A 19,171-nucleotide genomic window follows, 5' to 3' on the forward strand; every position below is an offset into this window, starting at 1 on the left:
GTAGAGAACATGTCCCGCTACACGCCACCGGAGCAAAGCAAGGCCGGTCAGGTCTTCGATATTGTCGTCGTCGTGGTCGCCATCTTCGTCGCCTTGTGGCTGCCGCTGAAGCTGGGCCTTGCAGGCGCCGCGAAGTCGATCGACGCACTCGATGCCAAGACCTGGGAAGCGCTTGGCCAGAACCCGACCATGGCCGCGATCTGGGAGAAGCTCGGCTACACGCCGGAGACAGCGCACGACATCATCCAGAACCGGTTTCACTACGTCATAGACTGGCCGACGCTGATCATCATGGCAGCGGTGCTGATCGGCTATTTCGTCTTTCTGTTTCGTGCCTCCGACCGTGAATATCGCGACGTCATCAACGAAAAATTCGACGACAAATAGAAATTTCGACGACAAGTCTGGGGACAAGATCATGTGGATGGCACTCTCTTACGCGTGCTGGGGCATCTCGATCGTGCTCGCACTGTGGATGCTCTACGACTGGTTCAAGGTCGACACGACCTATGCCGAGGATGTCCTGACCTCGTCACGTGAAGGCGAGCTTGAAGCCGCTTCCGAAAAACACCGGATCTGAGTGGGGATTGACCGATGACGATGGCGATTGAACCAGCGGGGCAAGGCGACAGGGTCTCGCTGCTCCGTGTGCTCGGCCCGGCCCATGTCTGGGCGCTCGGCGTCGGCATCGTGCTGGTCGGCGAATTCACCGGCTGGAACTTTGCCGCCGACAAGGGCGGTGCCCTGGCGGCGCTGATCGTCTGCTGGGTCGTCGGGCTGCTCTACACATCGGTCGCGATGATCGATTCCGAAGTCACGTCGACGGTCGCCGCCGCCGGCGGCCAATATGCGCAGGCCAAGCACATTGTCGGTCCGCTGATGGCCTTCAACGTCGCGCTGTTCCTCGTCTTTGCCTACACGATGCTGGAAGTGTCGGACGCCATCCTGCTGGGCGACACCATCGTCGCCAAGGCGGGCGTGGAAGGGCTCAACCACAACGCCTTCATCGCCGCGACCATCGTTGTGCTGGCGTGGCTGAACTATCGTGGCGTGCTGATGACGCTCAATGTCAACTTCGTCATCACCGCGATCGCCTATATCTCGATCGTCATCCTGTTCTTCTCGGTCAGCCCGTGGACGCAAGGTGCGGTGCTGAAGCTCAATGAACTGGTTACTCCCGGCAACGCCCTGCCCTATGGCTGGATCGGCGTCATCGCCGCGTTCCAGTTCGGCATCTGGTATTATCTCGGCATCGAAGGCACCACGCAGGCCGCCGAGGAAGTGCGCTCGCCGGCCCGTTCGCTGCCTTACGGCACCATGGCCGGCATGATCACGCTTCTGATCGCCGCCGCCATGACCTGGTATGTCTGCGCTTCGCTGATGCCCTGGGAATATCTCGGCATCACCTATTATCCGCTCTGGGACGCCGGAAAGCTGACCGGCAGCGCGCTGCTCGAAAATCTGTTGTTCGTCGCCACACTGCTGGCGGCCCTTGCATCGGCCAATGGCTGCATCAACGACGCCGCCCGTGCCTGGTTCTCGCTCGGCCGCGACCGCTATCTGCCGAGCTGGTTCTCGGCCGTGCATCCGCGATACCGCACGCCCTACCGCTCGATCCTGTTCCTGCTGCCGATCGCGCTGGCCTTCGCCTTCATCGCCGACCTCAACCAGGCGATCACTTTCTCGATCCTGTCGGGCGTGCTGCAATACACCTTCATGAGCATCAACATCATCATGTTCCGCAAGAAGTGGCCGCTCGGCTCGATCCGCCGTGGCTACACGCATCCCTTCCACCCGATCCCGGCCATCGTGCTTTTCTGCCTGTGCGTGGTGACGTTCTTCGCGATCTTCCTCGGCTTCGGCTCGCAGTTGATTGCCATGGTCGCCTTCTACTTCCTGATCTCGCTGTGGTTCCATTTCTACCGCTACAAGTTCGTACGCCGGGGCGACCAGTTCACCATGCCGTGGCCAAAACCGCAGGGCTATTGAATGGGGTTGAAGAGACCCGCCCGATGCGTGGGCGGGCCGTGATGAGGTGGATGACGTGACATCAGCATGGCTCGCCGGGGCGATCGCCCTGGCTCTCATCCTTCATCTTGTCTCCATGACGCGCGCCAGCCGCAACAAGGCTCTCGCCGCACTGGCGGCCAATGAAGCAAGCGTCCGCACCGTCATTGCCGATGCTGCCAATGTCTCTGATGGCAGGGTGGGCGTGCTGACCTGGGCGGGCTCCTGGAATGGCCAGCGCGTTCAGGTGCGCACGATTGTCGACACCCTGGCGACACGAAAGTTGCCGGCGCGCTGGCTATCCGTCTCGATCACCGAACAGGTCGCGGTGCCGGGCATTTTCGACATGATGATGCGGCCGGGATCACCGACGACATTCTCCAATTTCGATCATCTCGGCCATACGCTGCCGAAGCCTGGCAACTTTCCCGCCGAGGCGGTGGTGCGGACGGACCGCAAGGGCGCGCGCTTTCCGCAGGAAATCATTGCCGGACACCTCGGTCTCTTTTCCGAGGGGCGCGCCAAGGAACTTTTGATCACGCCGCAAGGCGTGCGCATCGTCTGGCTACTGGCTGAAGCCGACCGGGCACGCTACGGCGTGTTTCGCCAGGCCGCGTTCGACAGCGCCGGGCTTGATCCCGCCTTGCTCGACAGGTTGCTGACCGCGGCATCAACGCTTCGTGACTCCATCAACCGGCATGAACGGCAGCTTGCATGACAGCCACCTCGCCTGCTCCATCAAACCCGTATGCGGTTCTGGCCGCCGCGATCGTGCTCCCGGCCAGCGGCCACGTCATCCTCGGCGTGCCGGTGCGCGGGCTGCAGTTCCTTTTCTTCATGGTGATCCTGGCATGGGTGACGGCAAAGATAGCGCCGCCGGACGCCAGCTTCGTCGGCCGCCATGCCGGCGGTTTCCTGATCTATGCCTTGTCGATCCTGGATGCCTACAAGATCGCGCGCATCCGCACCGCGACCTGGGTTCACACCATGCGCCGGCAAAGCGATAGTGCCGGATCCGAGACTGAGCGCCACACGTAACTACAGGAAAATTTTTTTCATACCAATTGAATTCCAGAGGCCCATCCGGTACATCTCGGAAAACAAACGTCGGGAGGCTGACATGTGCGGAATCGTCGGACTGTTTTTGAAGGACAAGTCGCTCGAGCCCCAACTTGGCTCGATGCTTTCGGAGATGCTGATCTCGCTCAGCGATCGCGGCCCGGACAGTGCCGGCATCGCCATCTATGGCGCGCCTTCCGCCAATGAGGCCAAGATCACCATTCAGTCGGCAAAGCCTGAGCGCGACTTTCGCGGCCTTGAGGCTGAACTGGCGAAAGCCCTGGGAACACCAGTGACGATCGCCGTGGCATCGACCCATGCCGTGGTGAGAACCAGCCCCGGCAAGATCGATGAGGCGCGCGACGTGATCCAGACGCTGCGCCCCGACATCCGCATCATGGGCGCCGGCGACGTTGTCGAAATCTACAAGGAGGTCGGCCTGCCGGAAGCGGTCGTCGATCGTTTCAACGTCCGCAAGATGACCGGCACGCATGGCATCGGCCATACCCGCATGGCGACGGAATCGGCGGTGACGACGATGGGCGCGCATCCGTTCTCGACCGGCGCCGACCAGTGTCTGGTGCACAATGGCTCACTGTCCAACCACAACAATGTCCGCCGTGAGCTGATCCGCGAAGGCATGAAATTCGAGACCGAGAACGACACCGAGGTCGCGGCCGCCTATCTCTCCTCGCAGATGGCGCATGGCAAGAACCTCGGCGAAGCGCTGGAAGGCACGCTGAGCGACCTCGACGGCTTCTTCACCTTCGTCGTTGGCACAAAGAATGGCTTCGGCGTCGTGCGTGACCCGATCGCCTGCAAGCCTGCCGTCATGGCCGAGACCGACCAGTATGTCGCCTTCGGCTCGGAATACCGCGCGCTGACCAAACTGCCCGGCATAGACAATGCACGGGTCTGGGAACCGGAGCCGGCGACTGTCTATTTCTGGGAGCATTGAGTCCATGCCTGCAAGCAAGCTTTCAAAGGCGGCGGCGAGCGACCACGCGTCGAGGGTTTTCGACCTGGACCAGTCGTCGCTGCGCGAACTCAACCAGGCGCTCCACAACCTGACCCCCGGCTCGAATGAAACAGCCTGGGAAGTGCTCAACCCCAAGGGCAATCATTCGGTTGCCGTCGGTGTCGACCAGCCCGTCAGCATCGATGTGCGCGGCAGCGTCGGCTATTATTGCGGCGGCATGAACAGCGGCAGCACGATCACCGTGCATGGCTCGGCCGGCCCCGGCGTCGGCGAAAACATGATGTCGGGTTCGATCACCATCAAGGGCGACGCCAGCCAGTATGCCGGCGCCACCGGCAAGGGTGGGCTGCTCGTCATCGAGGGCAATGCCTCGTCGCGCTGCGGCATTTCGATGAAGGGCATCGATATCGTCGTGCATGGCAATATCGGCCACATGTCCGCCTTCATGGCGCAATCAGGCAATCTGGTCGTTCTGGGCGATGCCGGCGATGCGCTGGGCGACTCCATCTATGAAGCGCGGCTTTTCGTGCGCGGCAAGGTCGAGAGCCTGGGGGCCGACTGCATCGCCAAGGAGATGCGGCCCGAGCATCTGGAACTCCTGAAAGGCCTGCTCGACCGCGCCGGTGTCACAGGAGTCAAGCCGGCTGAGTTCAAGCGCTATGGCTCGGCGCGCACGCTCTACAATTTCAATATCGACAACGCCGACGCGTATTGAGGCAGCATGACCTATCGCAACCCGCCGACGACGCCACGCAAATCCGCGACCTTCGACGATTACACACTGTCTGAAATTCGCCGTGCGGCGGCGACCGGCATCTACGACATCCGTGGCGCCGGCGCCAAGCGCAAGCTGCCGCATTTCGATGACCTTCTGTTTCTCGGCGCCTCGATCTCGCGCTATCCGCTCGAAGGCTATCGCGAACGCTGCGACACATCAGTTGTGCTGGGTTCGCGCCATGCCAAGAAGCCGATCGAGCTGAAAATCCCGATCACCGTCGCCGGCATGAGTTTTGGCTCATTGTCCGGTCCGGCCAAGGAAGCGCTTGGCCGAGGTGCGACGCTATCCGGCACATCGACCACGACCGGCGATGGCGGCATGACCGAGGAAGAACGCGGCCATTCCAAGCAACTCGTCTACCAGTATCTGCCCTCGCGCTACGGCATGAACCTGCGCGACCTGCGCCGGGCCGATGCCATCGAAATCGTCATCGGCCAAGGTGCCAAGCCCGGCGGCGGCGGCATGCTGCTTGGCCAGAAGATTTCCGATCGCGTCGCCGAGATGCGCACATTGCCGAAAGGCATCGACCAGCGCTCGGCGTCGCGCCATCCCGACTGGACCGGGCCGGACGATCTTGAAATCAAGATCCTCGAACTACGCGAAATCACCGACTGGGAAAAGCCCATCTACGTCAAGGTCGGCGGCGCGCGGCCCTATTACGACACGGCACTCGCGGTGAAGGCCGGAGCCGATGTGGTGGTGGTCGACGGCATGCAGGGCGGCACGGCGGCAACTCAGGAAGTGTTCATCGAGAATGTCGGCCAGCCGACGCTCGCCTGCATCAGGCCGGCGGTGCAGGCGCTGCAGGACCTTGGCATGCACCGCAAGGTGCAGCTGATCATCTCCGGCGGCATTCGCAATGGCGCCGACGTCGCCAAGGCCCTGGCGCTCGGCGTCGATGCCGTATCGATCGGCACCGCGGCCCTTGTCGCGCTCGGTGACAATGATCCCCGCTGGGAGGCGGAGTATAACGAGCTCGGCACCACCGCCGGCGCCTATGACGACTGGCATGAGGGGCGCGACCCGGCGGGCATCACCACGCAGGATCCTGAACTGATGAAGCGGGTCGACCCGATCGCCGCCGGGCGACGGCTGGCGAATTACCTCAAGGTGATGACGCTTGAGGCGCAGACGATTGCCCGCGCCTGCGGCAAGAACAGCCTGCACAATCTCGAACCCGAGGACCTCGTCGCGCTGACAATCGAGGCAGCCGCCATGGCCGGCGTCCCGCTGGCCGGCACCAACTGGATACCGGGGAAGAACGGCTTCTAGAGCATGACCCCGAAAAGCGGCATCCGGTTTTCGGAAAAGATCATTCTCAAACGAAGAGCATCATCAAAAATACCATAAGCGAGGAACTATAATGGGGAACGATCTCGCCGCATTCGCCAAACAGAACGGCGTCAAATATTTCATGATTTCCTACACCGATCTGTTCGGTGGCCAGCGCGCCAAGCTGGTTCCGGCGCAAGCCATCGCCGATATGCAGAAGGATGGGGCCGGCTTTGCCGGTTTCGCCACATGGCTCGACCTGACACCGGCGCATCCGGACATGCTGGCGGTGCCGGATCCGGACTCGGTGATCCAGCTGCCATGGAAACGTGAGGTTGCCTGGGTTGCCGCCAATTGCATCATGGATGACAAGGGCGTCGACCAAGCACCGCGCAACACATTGAACCGGCTGATCGCCGAGGCGGCCAGCGAAGGCATGCATGTAAAGACCGGCGTCGAAGCCGAGTTCTTCCTGATTTCGCCTGACGGCAAGACGATCTCCGATGAATACGACACGGCCTCAAAGCCCTGCTACGACCAGCAGGCGGTGATGCGCCGCTACGATGTCATCGCAGAAATCTGCGACCACATGCTGGCGCTCGGCTGGGGCGCCTACCAGAACGATCACGAGGACGCCAACGGCCAGTTCGAGATGAACTGGGCCTTCGATGATGCGCTGGCAACCGCCGACAAGCACTCATTCTTCAAGTTCATGGTCAAGTCCATCGCGGAAAAGCATGGCCTGCGCGCGACTTTCATGCCGAAGCCGTTCCAGGGCCTGACCGGCAATGGCTGCCACGCCCATATCTCGGTATGGGACAAGGCCGGCAGGACCAATGTCTTCGCTGACAAGTCGATGGAACTCGGCCTGTCGGCGCAAGGCAAGCACTTCCTCGGCGGCATCATGAAACATGCCTCGGCGCTTGCCGCGATCACCAATCCGACGGTCAATTCCTACAAGCGCATCAACGCGCCGCGCACGATCTCGGGCGCAACCTGGGCACCGAACACCGTGACCTGGACCGGCAATAACCGCACCCACATGGTGCGCGTACCAGGCCCCGGGCGCTTCGAACTCCGCCTGCCGGACGGCGCGGTCAACCCCTATCTCCTGCAGGCGGTGATCATCGCCGCCGGTCTCGACGGCATCCGCTCAAAGGCCGATCCGGGCAAGCGCTACGACATCGACATGTATCAGCAGGGTCATACCGTGAAGGGAGCGCCGAAGCTGCCGCTCAACCTGCTCGATGCACTGCGCGAATTCGACAAGGATAAATCGCTCAAGGCGGCGCTGGGTGAGGAATTCTCGTCGGCTTATCTAAAGCTGAAGCACCAGGAATGGAATTCCTATGCTTCTCACTTCACCCAGTGGGAGCGCGACCACACGCTGGACATCTGACGTCCAGTCTATGGCGAGCGGCCTTGGAATGACCTGATGAAATACTCGATCTTCTCGCTCGCTCGCGCCGCCCTCTCCGGCCACAAGAACTGGCAGCGCACATGGCGCGACGCCACCCCGAAAGATCACTACGATGTGGTGATCATCGGCGGTGGCGGCCATGGCCTGGCCACCGCCTGGTTCTTGGCCAGCGAGTACGGCATCAGGAATGTCGCGGTGCTGGAAAAGGGCTGGATCGGCTCCGGCAATGCCGGCCGCAACACCACCATCATCCGCTCCAACTACGGCCTGCCCGGCAACACCGGCTTCTACGAATTGTCGATGAAGCTGTGGGAGCGGATGGAGCAGGATCTCAACTACAACACGATGGTCAGCCAGCGCGGCGTCGTCAACCTCTACCACTCCGACGCGCAGCGCGACGCTTATGCCAGGCGCGGCAACACGATGCGCATCAACGGCATCGATGCCGAACTGCTCGACCTCGCGGCAGTCAAGAAGATGATGCCGTTCCTGAACTTCAGCAATGCGCGCTTTCCCGTGCAAGGCGGCCTGCTGCAGCGGCGCGGCGGTACGGCGCGTCATGATGCCGTGGTCTGGGGCTATGCCCACGCGGCAAGCGCGCTCGGCGTCGACATCATCCAGAATTGCGAGGTCACCGGCTTCACACGCGACGCCAATGGCAAGGTGACGGGCGTCGAAACGTCGCGCGGCAGGATCGGCGCCGGCAAGGTCGGGATGGCCGTTGCCGGCTCTTCGTCGCGCGTCGCAGATATGGCGGGCCTTCGCCTGCCGATCGAAAGCCATGTGTTGCAGGCCTTCGTCTCCGAGGCGATCAAGCCTGTCATCCCCAATGTCATCACCTTCGGCGCCGGACATTTCTATGTCAGCCAGTCCGACAAGGGTGGGCTGGTCTTCGGCGGCGATATAGACGGCTACAATTCCTATGCCCAGCGCGGCAACATGCCGGTGATGGAAGACGTCTGCGAAGGTGGCATGGCGCTGATGCCGATGATCGGCCGCGTGCGCCTGCTGCGCCAGTGGGGCGGCATCATGGACATGTCGATGGACGGCTCGCCGATCATCGACAAGACGCCGGTGGATGGGCTCTATCTCAACGCCGGCTGGTGTTATGGCGGCTTCAAGGCGACGCCGGGTTCAGGCCTTGTCTTTGCCCACCTGCTTGCCCGTGACGAACCGCATAAGGAGGCCGAGAAGTTCCGCCTCGACCGGTTCCAGCGCGGCGCGATGATCGACGAAAAGGGCCAGGGCGCCCAACCGAACCTGCATTGAAGGCGGTTTAAAACAAATGCGTATTGTCTGTCCCTTCTGCGGCGAACGCGAACTCGGCGAGTTCAGCTATCTCGGCGACGCCAAGTCGGTGCGGCCAGTGGCTGGCGCCTCGCAAGACGAGGTCTACGACTATGTCTATCTGCGCGACAATATCGCCGGCGTGACGAGCGAGAACTGGTACCATGGCGGCGGCTGCCGGGCGTGGCTGAAGATCAGCCGAAACACGCTGACGCATGAGATTTCTTCGGTCGAACCGGCAGCGGGCGCAGGCGCGAAGCAGGTGGCGAAATGAGTTTCCACGTCAGCGCCGCCCCTCACCTGCCTGCCGGCATCCTCTCCCCGTATAGGGACGGGGAGAGGGGCGCCCTCATCAACGGTTTCGCTAATCACCAGCGTTGTAAGAACGGAGCCGGCGTTGCGACCAGCCTCCTTCTCCCCGTCACTATACGGGGAGAAGTGCCCGGCAGGGCGATGAGGGGCAGCGCAAACCTCCCGCAATACATCGAATTGACGGAAGGCCGGCAACCGTGACGTCCAGCCAAACTCATCGTCTCACATCTGGCGGCCTCGTAGACCGCTCGAAGCCGCTCAATTTCCGCTTCGACAGCAAGAGTTTTGCCGGCTTCCAGGGCGATACACTGGCCTCGGCGCTGATTGCCAACGGCGTCAAGCTGGTCGGCCGCTCGTTCAAATACCATCGGCCGCGCGGCATACTGACCGCAGGCTCGGAAGAGCCCAACGCGCTAGTCGAGCTGCGAAGCGGCGCGCGGCGCGAGCCCAACACCAAGGCGACAACCGCGGAACTCTACGAGGGACTGGAGGCGGCGAGCCAGAACCGCTGGCCGTCGCTGCGCCACGACGTGATGTCGGTGAACCAGCTGTTCGCGCCGATCTTCGTTGCCGGCTTCTACTACAAGACCTTCATGTGGCCGGCGAAATTCTGGGAAGCCATCTACGAACCGGCGATCCGCCGTGCCGCCGGCCTTGGCCGCGCCGCCGGCGTCGCCGATCCCGACCACTATGACAAGGCCTGGGCGCATTGCGATGTGCTGATCGCCGGATCCGGCCCAACTGGCCTGGCGGCGGCATTGGCCGCTGGCCGTACCGGTGCGCGCGTCATCTTGTGCGAAGAGGATTTCGCGCTCGGCGGCCGCCTGCTGTCTGACAGCGGCATCATCGGTGGACTGCCGGCAGCCGAATGGATTTCGCGCACGCTAGCCGAACTTGCCGCGATGCCCGACGTGCGCATCATGACCCGCACGACGCTGTTCGGTGTCTATGACGGCGGCACCTATGGCGCGTTGGAGCGGGTCAATGACCATCTGCCCGTGCCACGTGAGCATCAGGTGCGCCAGCGGCTGTGGCGGATCGTAGCCAAGCGCTGCATCGTCGCCGCCGGCGCGCTCGAACGGCCTATCGTCTTCGCCGGCAACGACACGCCGGGCGTCATGATGGCATCGGCCATGCGCACTTATGTCGGTCGCTATGCCGCGACCCCGGCAAAGCGGATCGCCCTGTTCACCAACAATGAGGATGGCTGGCGCACGGTCGAAGCAGCACTTGGTGCCGGGCTGCAGATCGCGGCGGTCATCGATGCACGGCCGGACGTGTCGTCGGCGCATCGCTCGCTGGCCTCTAAGAACGGCTTTACCGTGCTGCATGGTGCCGTCAGCGGCATCGACGGCGGCAAGGATGGCGTCAAGAAGATCGCGGTGTCGCTGACCGGTGGTGCGCGGGCCGAAGTGGAGGCTGATGGGCTTGCCGTTTCCGGCGGCTGGAACCCCGCCGTGGGCCTGACCTCCTTTCATCGCGGCCGGCCGAAATGGCAGGACGACATCGCTGCCTTCGTGCCGGATGGCGCACCGCCCGGCATGGTCGCCGCAGGTGCCGCCAATGGATCGTTCGGGCTCGGCGCTTGCCTTGCCCAAGGGTTTGCCGCCGGCGCGGCGGCGGCGCGTGACGCCGGACACAGCGATAAGACTGGCTCGGCGCCAATCGCCGATGACGAGACCTTCTCGCTGACACCGCTTTGGCATGTCGCTGGCAAGGGCAAGGCCTTCGTCGACTACCAGCATGACGTGACTGCTTCCGACATCGAACTGGCGCAGCGCGAGGGCTTTGAATCAGTCGAGCATCTCAAGCGCTATACGACGCTTGGCATGGCCACCGACCAGGGCAAGACCTCGAATGTCGCCGGCCTTGCCATCATGGCGGCGGTGAGCGGCCGATCGATCCCGGACACCGGCACGACGATCTACCGTCCGCCTTATGTGCCAGTCGCCATCGGTGCCTTCGCCGGCCATCACCGCGACGAGACTTTTCACGCGACAAGGCTAACGCCGTCGCACCACTGGGCGGCGGAACAAGGTGCGATCTTCGTTGATACCGGCCTGTGGAAGCGTGCCCAATGGTATCCGCGTGCGGGCGAGAAGGACTGGCTGGAATCCGTGACCCGCGAGGTCAGGGCGGTGCGCTCGGGCGTCGGCTTCTGCGATGTCTCGACCCTGGGCAAGATCGACGTGCACGGCCCTGATGCCGGCGCTTTCCTTGATCGCGTCTATATCAACACTTTCTCCAACCTCGCCGTCGGCAAGGCACGCTACGGGCTGATGCTGCGCGAAGATGGCCTCGTCTACGATGACGGCACCACCTCACGACTGGCCGAGGATCATTATTTCCTGACCACAACCACCGCGAAGGCCGGGCTGGTGATGCAGCATCTCGAATTCTGCCGGCAGGTGCTGTTTGCCGAACTCGATGTGCAGCTGACCTCGGTCTCCGACCAGTGGGCGCAATTCTCGATCGCGGGGCCCAAGACGCGCGACCTGCTCAGGGAAATTGTCGATCCGAGCGAGGACCTGTCGAACGAAGGCTTCCCATTCATGGGCGTGCGCGAGGTGGCGTTGCGCGGCGGGATCAAGGCAAGGCTGTTCCGCATCTCGTTCTCCGGCGAAATGGCCTTCGAGATTTCCGTGCCGGCGCGCTTCGGCGAAGCGATGGCGCGCAACCTGATGCAGGCAGGCAAGCCCTTTGGGGTGACGCCCTACGGCACCGAGGCGCTCGGCGTCATGCGCGTCGAAAAGGGCCACATCGCCGGACCGGAGCTCAGCGGCACGACGACATCAGCCGATCTCGGCCTCGGCAAGATGATGTCGACCAAGAAGGATTTCATCGGCCGCGTCATGTCCGGACGAGAGGCGCTGGTCGCGCCGGATCGCCAGGTCGTGGTCGGCATCAAACCCGTGGACAAGGCGCGCCGCCTGCGCTCCGGCGCGCATATCATTCCAAAAGGGCAGACACCTGGTCCTGGTAACGACCAGGGCTATGTCACCTCGGTCTGCTTCTCGCCGATGCTCGACCAATGGATCGGGCTCGGGCTTGTCGAGCGCGGTCGAGAACGCATTGGCGAGATCGTCCATGCGCATGACCCTCTGCGTGGCGAAGACTATGATGTCGAGCTTTGCAATCCCGTCTTCTATGATCCGGAAGGAGGGCGCCAGCGTGGCTGAATTTTCCTGGGACGTCCGCAGTCCGCTCGAACGCGTGCTGGTTTCCGGCCTCCATGGCGCGTCGGGCGAGGCCGGGGTGTCGCTAACCGAAATTAGGAATTTCGACCTGGTTCAGGCGATGGCACGACGCGGCAAGTCGGCCGAGATGGTCAAGGCCGCGCAAGGACGCTTCGGTGTGGCGGCACCGGAGACACCAAAGGCAATCAACGTGGCGGATGCCACGCTGATCTGGTCGGGACCGGACCAGTTCTTTGTCCTGTCGAAGGGCGGCAGACATGGGATAGATGCGCTCGGCCAGATGTTTTCGCTCTCGGCCTCGCTGTCCGACCAATCGCATGCGCGGGTGCTGATCAGCATCTCAGGCACGAAATCGCGGGCCATGCTGGCCAAACTGTCGTCGATCGACCTGCACGCAGCGGCGTTCGCGATCGGCGCTGCCGCCACGACATCGATGGATCACACCAGCGTCACGCTCTGGCGCGGCAATGATGGGGTGGATGGGCAAGCCGTGTTCAACCTTCTGGTGTTTGCGACCTTCGGCGAGAGCCTGTGGCACATGATGCTTGACGCGGGTGCGGAATATGGAATCGATATCAGCCATTCGGAGGATTTTGCGTAGCATTGCGCGCGCCTTCCCTTCTCCCCTTGTGGGAGAAGGTGGCCTCGCGAAGCGAGGTCGGATGAGGGGTGCTCCAGCTTGGCGATGCCGGCACTCAGTCCAACACCCCTCAACCGTCTCGGCGCTGCGCGCCGATCCACCTTCTCCCACAGGGGGAGAAGGAAGAAGCACCACCCTTACCTTGCCAAACCCGATCGCACTGCTATTCTTGCTGCTAAAATAATTTTACACACAGGCAAACTTGTTGCTCTAACCGCAAGGCTGAAATGAGCCAGTCGCCCTACCCCGCTGTGACAGCCGGACCGCCCCGGCCAAGCATCATCCTGCGGCCCGGCCAGATCGCGCTGCCGGCAGGCATGGAACGCTATACCGTGCAAGGCAATGGCGCGGTGCTCATCGACGTCGAGGCCGGCGACAGCTTTACCGTGCGCAACGTCGAGGGCGGGCAGGCTTGCGAACTCCTGGCATGGGACCACAGCGGCGCGACCGATCCCGGCATTCTCGGCGAGACCTCAAACAGCAACGCCGCCGGCATCAAGGCGCTTCTGATTGAGGGTGATGACAGCCTTGCCACGCTGCGCCGAGGGCTTGAGCGCAGGCAGGTACAGCTCGATCAGCCAAAAGCCGTGCGCGTGTTCGGCGGCGCGACACCCGCTGGCACCGAGCAGGCTTTTGCCGTCCAACGCGATGGCGCGCTGCTCATTGCCGCACCCGGCGGGCCGATGCTGGTTGATGGCCACGACACGGCGACGCCGCTCAGCATCATCGTCCGCCGTGCCCGAATTCGCTCGGCAGCGAAGTCACAGCTTGGTGATCCGCTCGCCGATCCGGTCCTCGACCTGCGCGTCCGTTCGGCGACGGCGGAATCCTATTTCGTCAAGGCGGGCGACTACCTGCAGATCATCGATGTCGACGGGCGCCAGTGCACCGACTTCCAGTGCTTTTCCGCACGCAAGCTGGACAAGGGCCTCGATCACCCGCTCGATGTGACGACGACCCGCACGCTGATGGGATCGAGCTACCCGATGCCCGGCTTGCATTCGAAATATTATGACCAGGACATGGAGCCGCTGGTCGAGGTTATCCAGGATACCTGCGGCCGGCACGACGCTTTCGCGCTCGCTTGCGCCGCCAAGTACTACGACGACATCGGCTACCCCGGGCACACCAACTGCTCGGAGAATTTCAACGGCGCGCTGGCTGGCAAGGGTGTGAACGCCCGCGCCGGCTGGATGGCGATCAACTTCTTCTTCAACACGGCGATCGACGCGCATGGCGTGATGGTGTCCGACGAGCCATGGTCGAGGCCGGGCGACTACGTGTTGCTCAGGGCGCTGACCGACATTGTCTGCGTTTCCTCAGCCTGCCCCGACGACACGACACCAGCCAATGGCTGGAACCTGACCGACATCCATGTGCGCACCTATTCCGGCCAGCACAAATTCTCGCGAGCAATCGCCAGACGCATGACGCCCGATTCGGAACCGAAAATGACCCGCGAGACAGCCTTTCATTCGAGCTTTGCCAAGCACACCCGCAACTTCGTCGAGTACAAGGGTTATTGGCTCGCCAATGCCTTCGCCAAGGAAGGTGCGATCGACGAATATTGGGCCTGCAGGCAGGACGCGGTGATCATGGACCTGTCGCCGCTGCGCAAGTTCGAAGTCACCGGCCCGGATTCGGAAGCGCTGCTGCAATATACGCTGACCCGCGACGTCACGAAGCTCGGCGTCGGCCAGGTCGTCTATTCCGCCATGTGCTACGAGCATGGCGGCATGATCGACGATGGCACGCTTCTGCGGCTCGGCAAGGACAATTTCCGCTGGGTCGGCGGCGATGACTTCTCTGGCGAATGGCTGCGCCATACGGCGCAGAAACTGGGGCTCAATGTCCTGGTACGCTCTTCCACCGACCAGATGCACAACGTCGCGGTGCAAGGGCCGAAGAGCCGCGACATCCTGAAGGACGTGGTCTGGACCTCGCCGACACAGCCGTCGATTTCGGAGCTCGAGTGGTTCCGTTTCGCGGTTGCCCGGATCGGCGGCGGCAACGGCATTCCGGTTGTCGTTTCGCGCACCGGCTATACCGGCGAACTTGGCTACGAAGTCTGGTGCCATCCGCGCGACGCCGAGAAGGTGTTCGATGCGATCTGGGAAGCCGGGCAGCCGCATGGGTTGAAGCCGATGGGGCTGCAGGCGCTCGACATGGTGCGCATCGAGGCCGGGCTGATCTTCGCCGGCTACGAGTTCTCCGACCAGACCGACCCGTTCGAAGCCGGCATCGGCTTCACCGTGCCGCTGAAGAGCAAGACCGACGACTTCATCGGCCGCGAGGCGCTGATCCGTCGCAAGGACAATCCGCAGAAGAAGCTGGTTGGCCTCGACATCGACGCCAATGTCGCTGTCGGCCATGGCGATTGCGTCCATGTCGGCCGCGCCCAGATCGGGGTGGTCACCTCAAGCATGCGATCGCCGGTGCTGAACAAGAACATCGCGCTGGCGAGGCTCGATGTCACGCATTCGGCCATCGGCACCGAAGTCGAGATCGGCAAGCTTGACGGCCAGCAGAAACGGCTGCCGGCGCGGGTTGTCGCCTTTGCCCACTACGATCCGCAAAAGACCAAGCCACGCTCCTGACAGCCACGTTTGACCCCTGCCGTCCAGACCAGCGATGTCGTCGCTGGGCACGCGAACCGGTGCGCGCGCAAGCGTGATGTGCACGCCTTCACAAAACGCTTGACGTGAAAGCGCGCCGGATCAATCTTCACTGTTAAGAAAAAAATACGACTGAGTGGAAACACCCGAAGTCGCTCAATGAACGTCCAGTGATGAACCGCGCGCAGTCGAGGCATCGCCGAACGGGGAACATCAAAATGGGGAACAAACACATATGAGTACGATAACCACGGCCCTCGAGCAGCCTGCGGAAAGCAAACTGCATCGCAATATCGACTGGCGCGGCGCCTTCTGGGTGGCGAGCGGCGTTCCGGCTCTCGTCCTGTTTTCGATCGGCGGCATTGCCGGCACGACCGGAACCCTGGCCTTCGGGATCTGGATCGCCTCCATGATCATGGGCTTCCTGCAATCCTTCACCTATGCCGAGATCGCCGGCCTGTTCCCGAACAAGTCGGGCGGCGCCTCGATCTACGGCGCCACCGCGTGGCTGCGCTATTCCAAATTCATCGCGCCGCTGTCGGTCTGGTGCAACTGGTTCGCCTGGTCGCCGGTGCTGTCGCTCGGCTGCTCTATCGCCGCTGCCTATATTCTCAACGCGCTGGCGCCGGTGCCACTGTTCACCGACGCCTCACCCGATGTCGTCGCCTATATCGCGGCTCATGCCGGCACCAGCGCCGCCGACGCGATCACCGCCGTGACGGCCGCTGCCACGCCGGCAATCCGCAACTGGACGCTGTTCAGCCACACGCTGGGCCCGGTGTCCTTCACGCTCAACGCCACTTTCTTCATCGGCGCCGTGCTGATGCTGATCATCTTCTCGATCCAGCATCGCGGCATTCTGGGCACCGCCAATGTGCAGAAATATATCGGCCTGCTGGTCATCATTCCGATGCTGATCGTCGGTGTCGTGCCGATCGTCACCGGCCAGATCAATTGGGCGAATTTTTCGCCGCTGGTCCCGCTGGCGGCGGCTTACGCGCCTGAGCCCGGTGCCTGGAACATCGCCGGCTGGACGCTGGTGCTCGGCGGCATGTTCATCGCGGCGTGGTCGACCTACGGCTTCGAAACCGCCGTCTGCTACACATCCGAGTTCAAGAACCCGGGCACGGACACATTCAAGGCCATCTTCTATTCCGGCCTGCTCTGCATGCTGCTGTTCATCCTGGTGCCCTTCACCTTTCAGGGCGTGCTTGGCCTCAACGGCATGCTGGCGACGCCGATCGTCGACGGCTCCGGTGTCGCCGACGCGCTGGCCGGCATGGTCGGCGGCGGCGCGCTCATCCATAGCCTTTTGATCATGCTGATGATCCTGGCATTGGTGCTGTGCATCATGACGGCGATGGCCGGGTCGTCGCGCACGCTCTACCAGGGCTCCGTCGACGGCTGGCTGCCGCGCTATCTCAGCCACGTCAACGAGCATGGCGCCCCGACCCGCGCCATGTGGACCGACCTTTGCTTCAACCTGATCGTGCTGGCCATCGCCTCGGCCGATGCGACGAGCTTCTTCTTCATCCTCGCCGTCTCGAACTGCGGCTACATCATCTTCAACTTCCTCAACCTCAATGCCGGCTGGATCCATCGAATCGACAATGGCCACATCGCGCGGCCCTGGAAGGCGCCGAGCTGGCTGCTCGGCGTTGGCGCCATCTTCGCCTATGTCAATGCCATCTTCATGGGCGCCGGAGCCAAGGTGTGGAACCCGATGGCGCTGTGGGCCGGATTGATCACCGCCGCGCTGATCATCCCGGTGTTCTGCTACCGCCACTACATCCAGGACGGCGGCAAGTTCCCTGAGCACATGCTGGCCGACCTCGGCATGACTTCGGCCGATCTGAAGACCAGGAAAGCGGGCATGCTGCCCTATCTGACGCTGGTCGCCGGCGTGGCTGTAATGCTGCTCGCCAACTGGCTGTTCGTTATCTGATTGAAAGCCGGACGGGTTGAAGCGCCTGTCCAGCTTCCCTCCCAAGCAGTTCTGATCCATCCCGACCGTGTCGGGATGGATTTTCTTTTGCCGGGCGATCCATCAATCGATCTTGATGAACACGCCCTTGGTGTTGAGATACTCGTCGAGATGCTCGGCGCCGCCCTCGCGGCCATAGCCGCTCATCTTGTAGCCGCCAAAAGGCACCGCCGGATCGATGGCATGATAAGTGTTGACCCAGACCGAGCCGGCGCGGATCTTTCGCGACAGTTGGTGCGCCTTGGTCACATCGCGGGTGAAGACCCCGGCGGCGAGACCATAGGGCGTGTTGTTGGCGCGCTCGACCGCCTCGTCCAGCGTGTCGAACGGCAGTGCCGAGATAACCGGCCCGAAGATTTCCTCACGGGCAATCTTCATATTATCCGAGACGCCGGAAAAGACGGTCGGCGCGACGAAATTGCCGGCGGCCAACGCACCCTCGGTAAGGCGCGCGCCACCGGTGACCAGCGTCGCGCCTTCGGACGTGCCGGCTTCGAGGTAGGACGCAACGCGCTGCAGTTGCTTCTCCGAAATGAGCGGGCCGATCTCCGTTGCCGGATCGATGCCGTCGCCGATCCTGAGGCCGCTTGCATAGACGGCGAGCCGCTCGACGAATTCGTCATGGATGGAGCGCTCGACGAACAGGCGCGAACCGGCAATGCAGATCTGACCGGAATTGGCGAAGACAGACATCGCCGCCACCGGCACCGCCTTGTCGAGATCGGCGTCGGCACAGACGATGACCGGCGACTTGCCGCCGAGTTCCAGCGACACACGTTTGAGGTTGCCGGCGGAGGCCCGGATGATCGACTGGCCGGTCGCCGTGGAGCCGGTGAAGACGATCTTGTCGACATCAAGATGCTCGGCGAGCGCTGCCCCTGCCTCGGAGCCAGTGCCGGTAACGATGTTGACGACGCCTGCCGGCACGCCCGCCTCGTTCATGATGTCGGCGATCAGAAGCGGCGTCAGTGGCGCCTCTTCCGACGGCTTCAGCACAATGGTGCAGCCGGTGGCCAGCGCCGGGCCGATCTTCCAGATCGAGGCCGCTGTCGGGGCATTCCAGGGGATGATGGCGCCGACGACGCCGACCGGCTCCTTGCGGGTGAAGGAGACGACCTCGCCCGGCAGCGAGTTCTCGATCGTCTCGCCATGCAGTGCGGTCGCCATGCCGGCGTAGTAGCGCAGCATGCCGATGACACGGTTGCGATTGGCGCGGGTGCGCATGATCGGCATGCCCATGTCGGTGGTGTCCGAACGGCTGATCTCTTCCCAGTGCTTCTCGAAAAGATCGGCGATCTGCAACAGCAGCACTTGCCGCTCATAAGGCTTGAAGCGGCTCCAGGGGCCATCGAAGGCTTTCCGCGCTGCAGCGACCGCCAAGTCGATGTCCTGCTTGTCGCCGCACGGCACGGTGGCGAGGACCGCGCCGGTCGCCGGATTGCGCGTCTCCATGGTCCGGCCAGAACGTGCATCAACCCAGGCGCCGTCGATGAACATCCGGCGATGACGCCCATCAATCGGCAGGCGAAGCGCGATACCGGGTTGAGCCAAGGTCATGATTGTCCTCCTTTGGCAGGTGAGCCGTGTTTGGAGGCGGCAAAAACGCCGCGCGTCTGAGACA

General features: G+C 62.8%; 16 protein-coding genes. 15 read left to right on the plus strand and 1 reads right to left on the minus strand.

Annotated elements, in window-relative coordinates:
- Nucleotides 1–9: 9 nt before the first annotated feature.
- The 15 genes from GA829_RS28510 to GA829_RS28580 all read left to right on the plus strand — a co-directional run bounded on the left by GA829_RS28510 (nucleotide 10) and on the right by GA829_RS28580 (nucleotide 17,511).
- Nucleotides 10–387: a hypothetical protein gene (locus tag GA829_RS28510; RefSeq protein ID WP_195175892.1), complete on the plus strand. Its 378-nt coding sequence runs from the start codon at nucleotides 10–12 to the stop codon at nucleotides 385–387.
- Between the two features lie 37 nt (nucleotides 388–424).
- The gene (locus tag GA829_RS28515) at nucleotides 425–580 is read left to right on the plus strand and encodes a hypothetical protein (RefSeq protein ID WP_195179904.1); all 156 of its coding nucleotides are present in this window, start codon (nucleotides 425–427) and stop codon (nucleotides 578–580) included.
- 14 nt (nucleotides 581–594) lie between these two features.
- Nucleotides 595–1,989, plus strand: a complete 1,395-nt coding sequence (locus tag GA829_RS28520; RefSeq protein ID WP_195175893.1) for an APC family permease — start codon at nucleotides 595–597, stop codon at nucleotides 1,987–1,989.
- Between the two features lie 46 nt (nucleotides 1,990–2,035).
- Nucleotides 2,036–2,725 (plus strand): hypothetical protein, encoded by a 690-nt coding sequence (locus GA829_RS28525; RefSeq protein ID WP_195175894.1) that lies wholly within the window; start codon nucleotides 2,036–2,038, stop codon nucleotides 2,723–2,725.
- Complete coding sequence (locus GA829_RS28530) at nucleotides 2,722–3,045, plus strand: hypothetical protein (RefSeq protein ID WP_195175895.1); 324 nt, start codon at nucleotides 2,722–2,724, stop codon at nucleotides 3,043–3,045. Before GA829_RS28525 ends, GA829_RS28530 begins: the two co-directional genes overlap by 4 nt.
- 82 nt (nucleotides 3,046–3,127) lie before the next feature.
- On the plus strand, nucleotides 3,128–4,024 hold the full coding sequence (locus GA829_RS28535) for a class II glutamine amidotransferase (protein WP_195175896.1): 897 nt from the start codon (nucleotides 3,128–3,130) through the stop codon (nucleotides 4,022–4,024).
- Between the two features lie 4 nt (nucleotides 4,025–4,028).
- Nucleotides 4,029–4,760, plus strand: a complete 732-nt coding sequence (locus GA829_RS28540; RefSeq protein ID WP_195175897.1) for a GltB/FmdC/FwdC-like GXGXG domain-containing protein — start codon at nucleotides 4,029–4,031, stop codon at nucleotides 4,758–4,760.
- Between the two features lie 6 nt (nucleotides 4,761–4,766).
- A complete protein-coding gene (locus GA829_RS28545) occupies nucleotides 4,767–6,095 on the plus strand; it encodes an FMN-binding glutamate synthase family protein (RefSeq protein ID WP_195175898.1) in 1,329 nt (442 codons plus the stop codon).
- Between the two features lie 91 nt (nucleotides 6,096–6,186).
- Nucleotides 6,187–7,494: a type III glutamate--ammonia ligase gene (glnT, locus tag GA829_RS28550; RefSeq protein WP_195175899.1), complete on the plus strand. Its 1,308-nt coding sequence runs from the start codon at nucleotides 6,187–6,189 to the stop codon at nucleotides 7,492–7,494.
- A gap of 36 nt (nucleotides 7,495–7,530) precedes the next feature.
- The gene (locus tag GA829_RS28555) at nucleotides 7,531–8,784 is read left to right on the plus strand and encodes a sarcosine oxidase subunit beta family protein (RefSeq protein WP_195175900.1); all 1,254 of its coding nucleotides are present in this window, start codon (nucleotides 7,531–7,533) and stop codon (nucleotides 8,782–8,784) included.
- Nucleotides 8,785–8,800: 16 nt separating this feature from the next.
- Nucleotides 8,801–9,076, plus strand: a complete 276-nt coding sequence (locus GA829_RS28560; RefSeq protein WP_195175901.1) for a sarcosine oxidase subunit delta — start codon at nucleotides 8,801–8,803, stop codon at nucleotides 9,074–9,076.
- A gap of 235 nt (nucleotides 9,077–9,311) precedes the next feature.
- Entirely contained in the window at nucleotides 9,312–12,293 is a 2,982-nt protein-coding gene (locus GA829_RS28565; RefSeq protein WP_195175902.1) for a sarcosine oxidase subunit alpha, read from the plus strand.
- Nucleotides 12,286–12,912 carry a sarcosine oxidase subunit gamma gene (locus tag GA829_RS28570; protein WP_195175903.1) on the plus strand — a complete coding sequence of 209 codons (627 nt, stop codon included), beginning with the start codon at nucleotides 12,286–12,288 and terminating at the stop codon, nucleotides 12,910–12,912. Before GA829_RS28565 ends, GA829_RS28570 begins: the two co-directional genes overlap by 8 nt.
- A 266-nt stretch (nucleotides 12,913–13,178) precedes the next feature.
- Complete coding sequence (locus tag GA829_RS28575; protein WP_195175904.1) at nucleotides 13,179–15,548, plus strand: DUF1989 domain-containing protein; 2,370 nt, start codon at nucleotides 13,179–13,181, stop codon at nucleotides 15,546–15,548.
- A gap of 253 nt (nucleotides 15,549–15,801) precedes the next feature.
- Nucleotides 15,802–17,511: an APC family permease gene (locus tag GA829_RS28580; RefSeq protein WP_195175905.1), complete on the plus strand. Its 1,710-nt coding sequence runs from the start codon at nucleotides 15,802–15,804 to the stop codon at nucleotides 17,509–17,511.
- A gap of 102 nt (nucleotides 17,512–17,613) precedes the next feature.
- Here the strand turns inward: GA829_RS28580 and GA829_RS28585 are convergent, their stop codons facing one another.
- Nucleotides 17,614–19,107, minus strand: coding sequence for an aldehyde dehydrogenase family protein (locus GA829_RS28585; protein WP_195175906.1), 1,494 nt, complete (start codon nucleotides 19,105–19,107; stop codon nucleotides 17,614–17,616).
- Nucleotides 19,108–19,171 lie beyond the last annotated feature (64 nt).

It is taken from the genome of Mesorhizobium sp. INR15, assembly GCF_015500075.1.
In the GTDB taxonomy this organism is placed as follows: Bacteria; Pseudomonadota; Alphaproteobacteria; order Rhizobiales; family Rhizobiaceae; genus Mesorhizobium.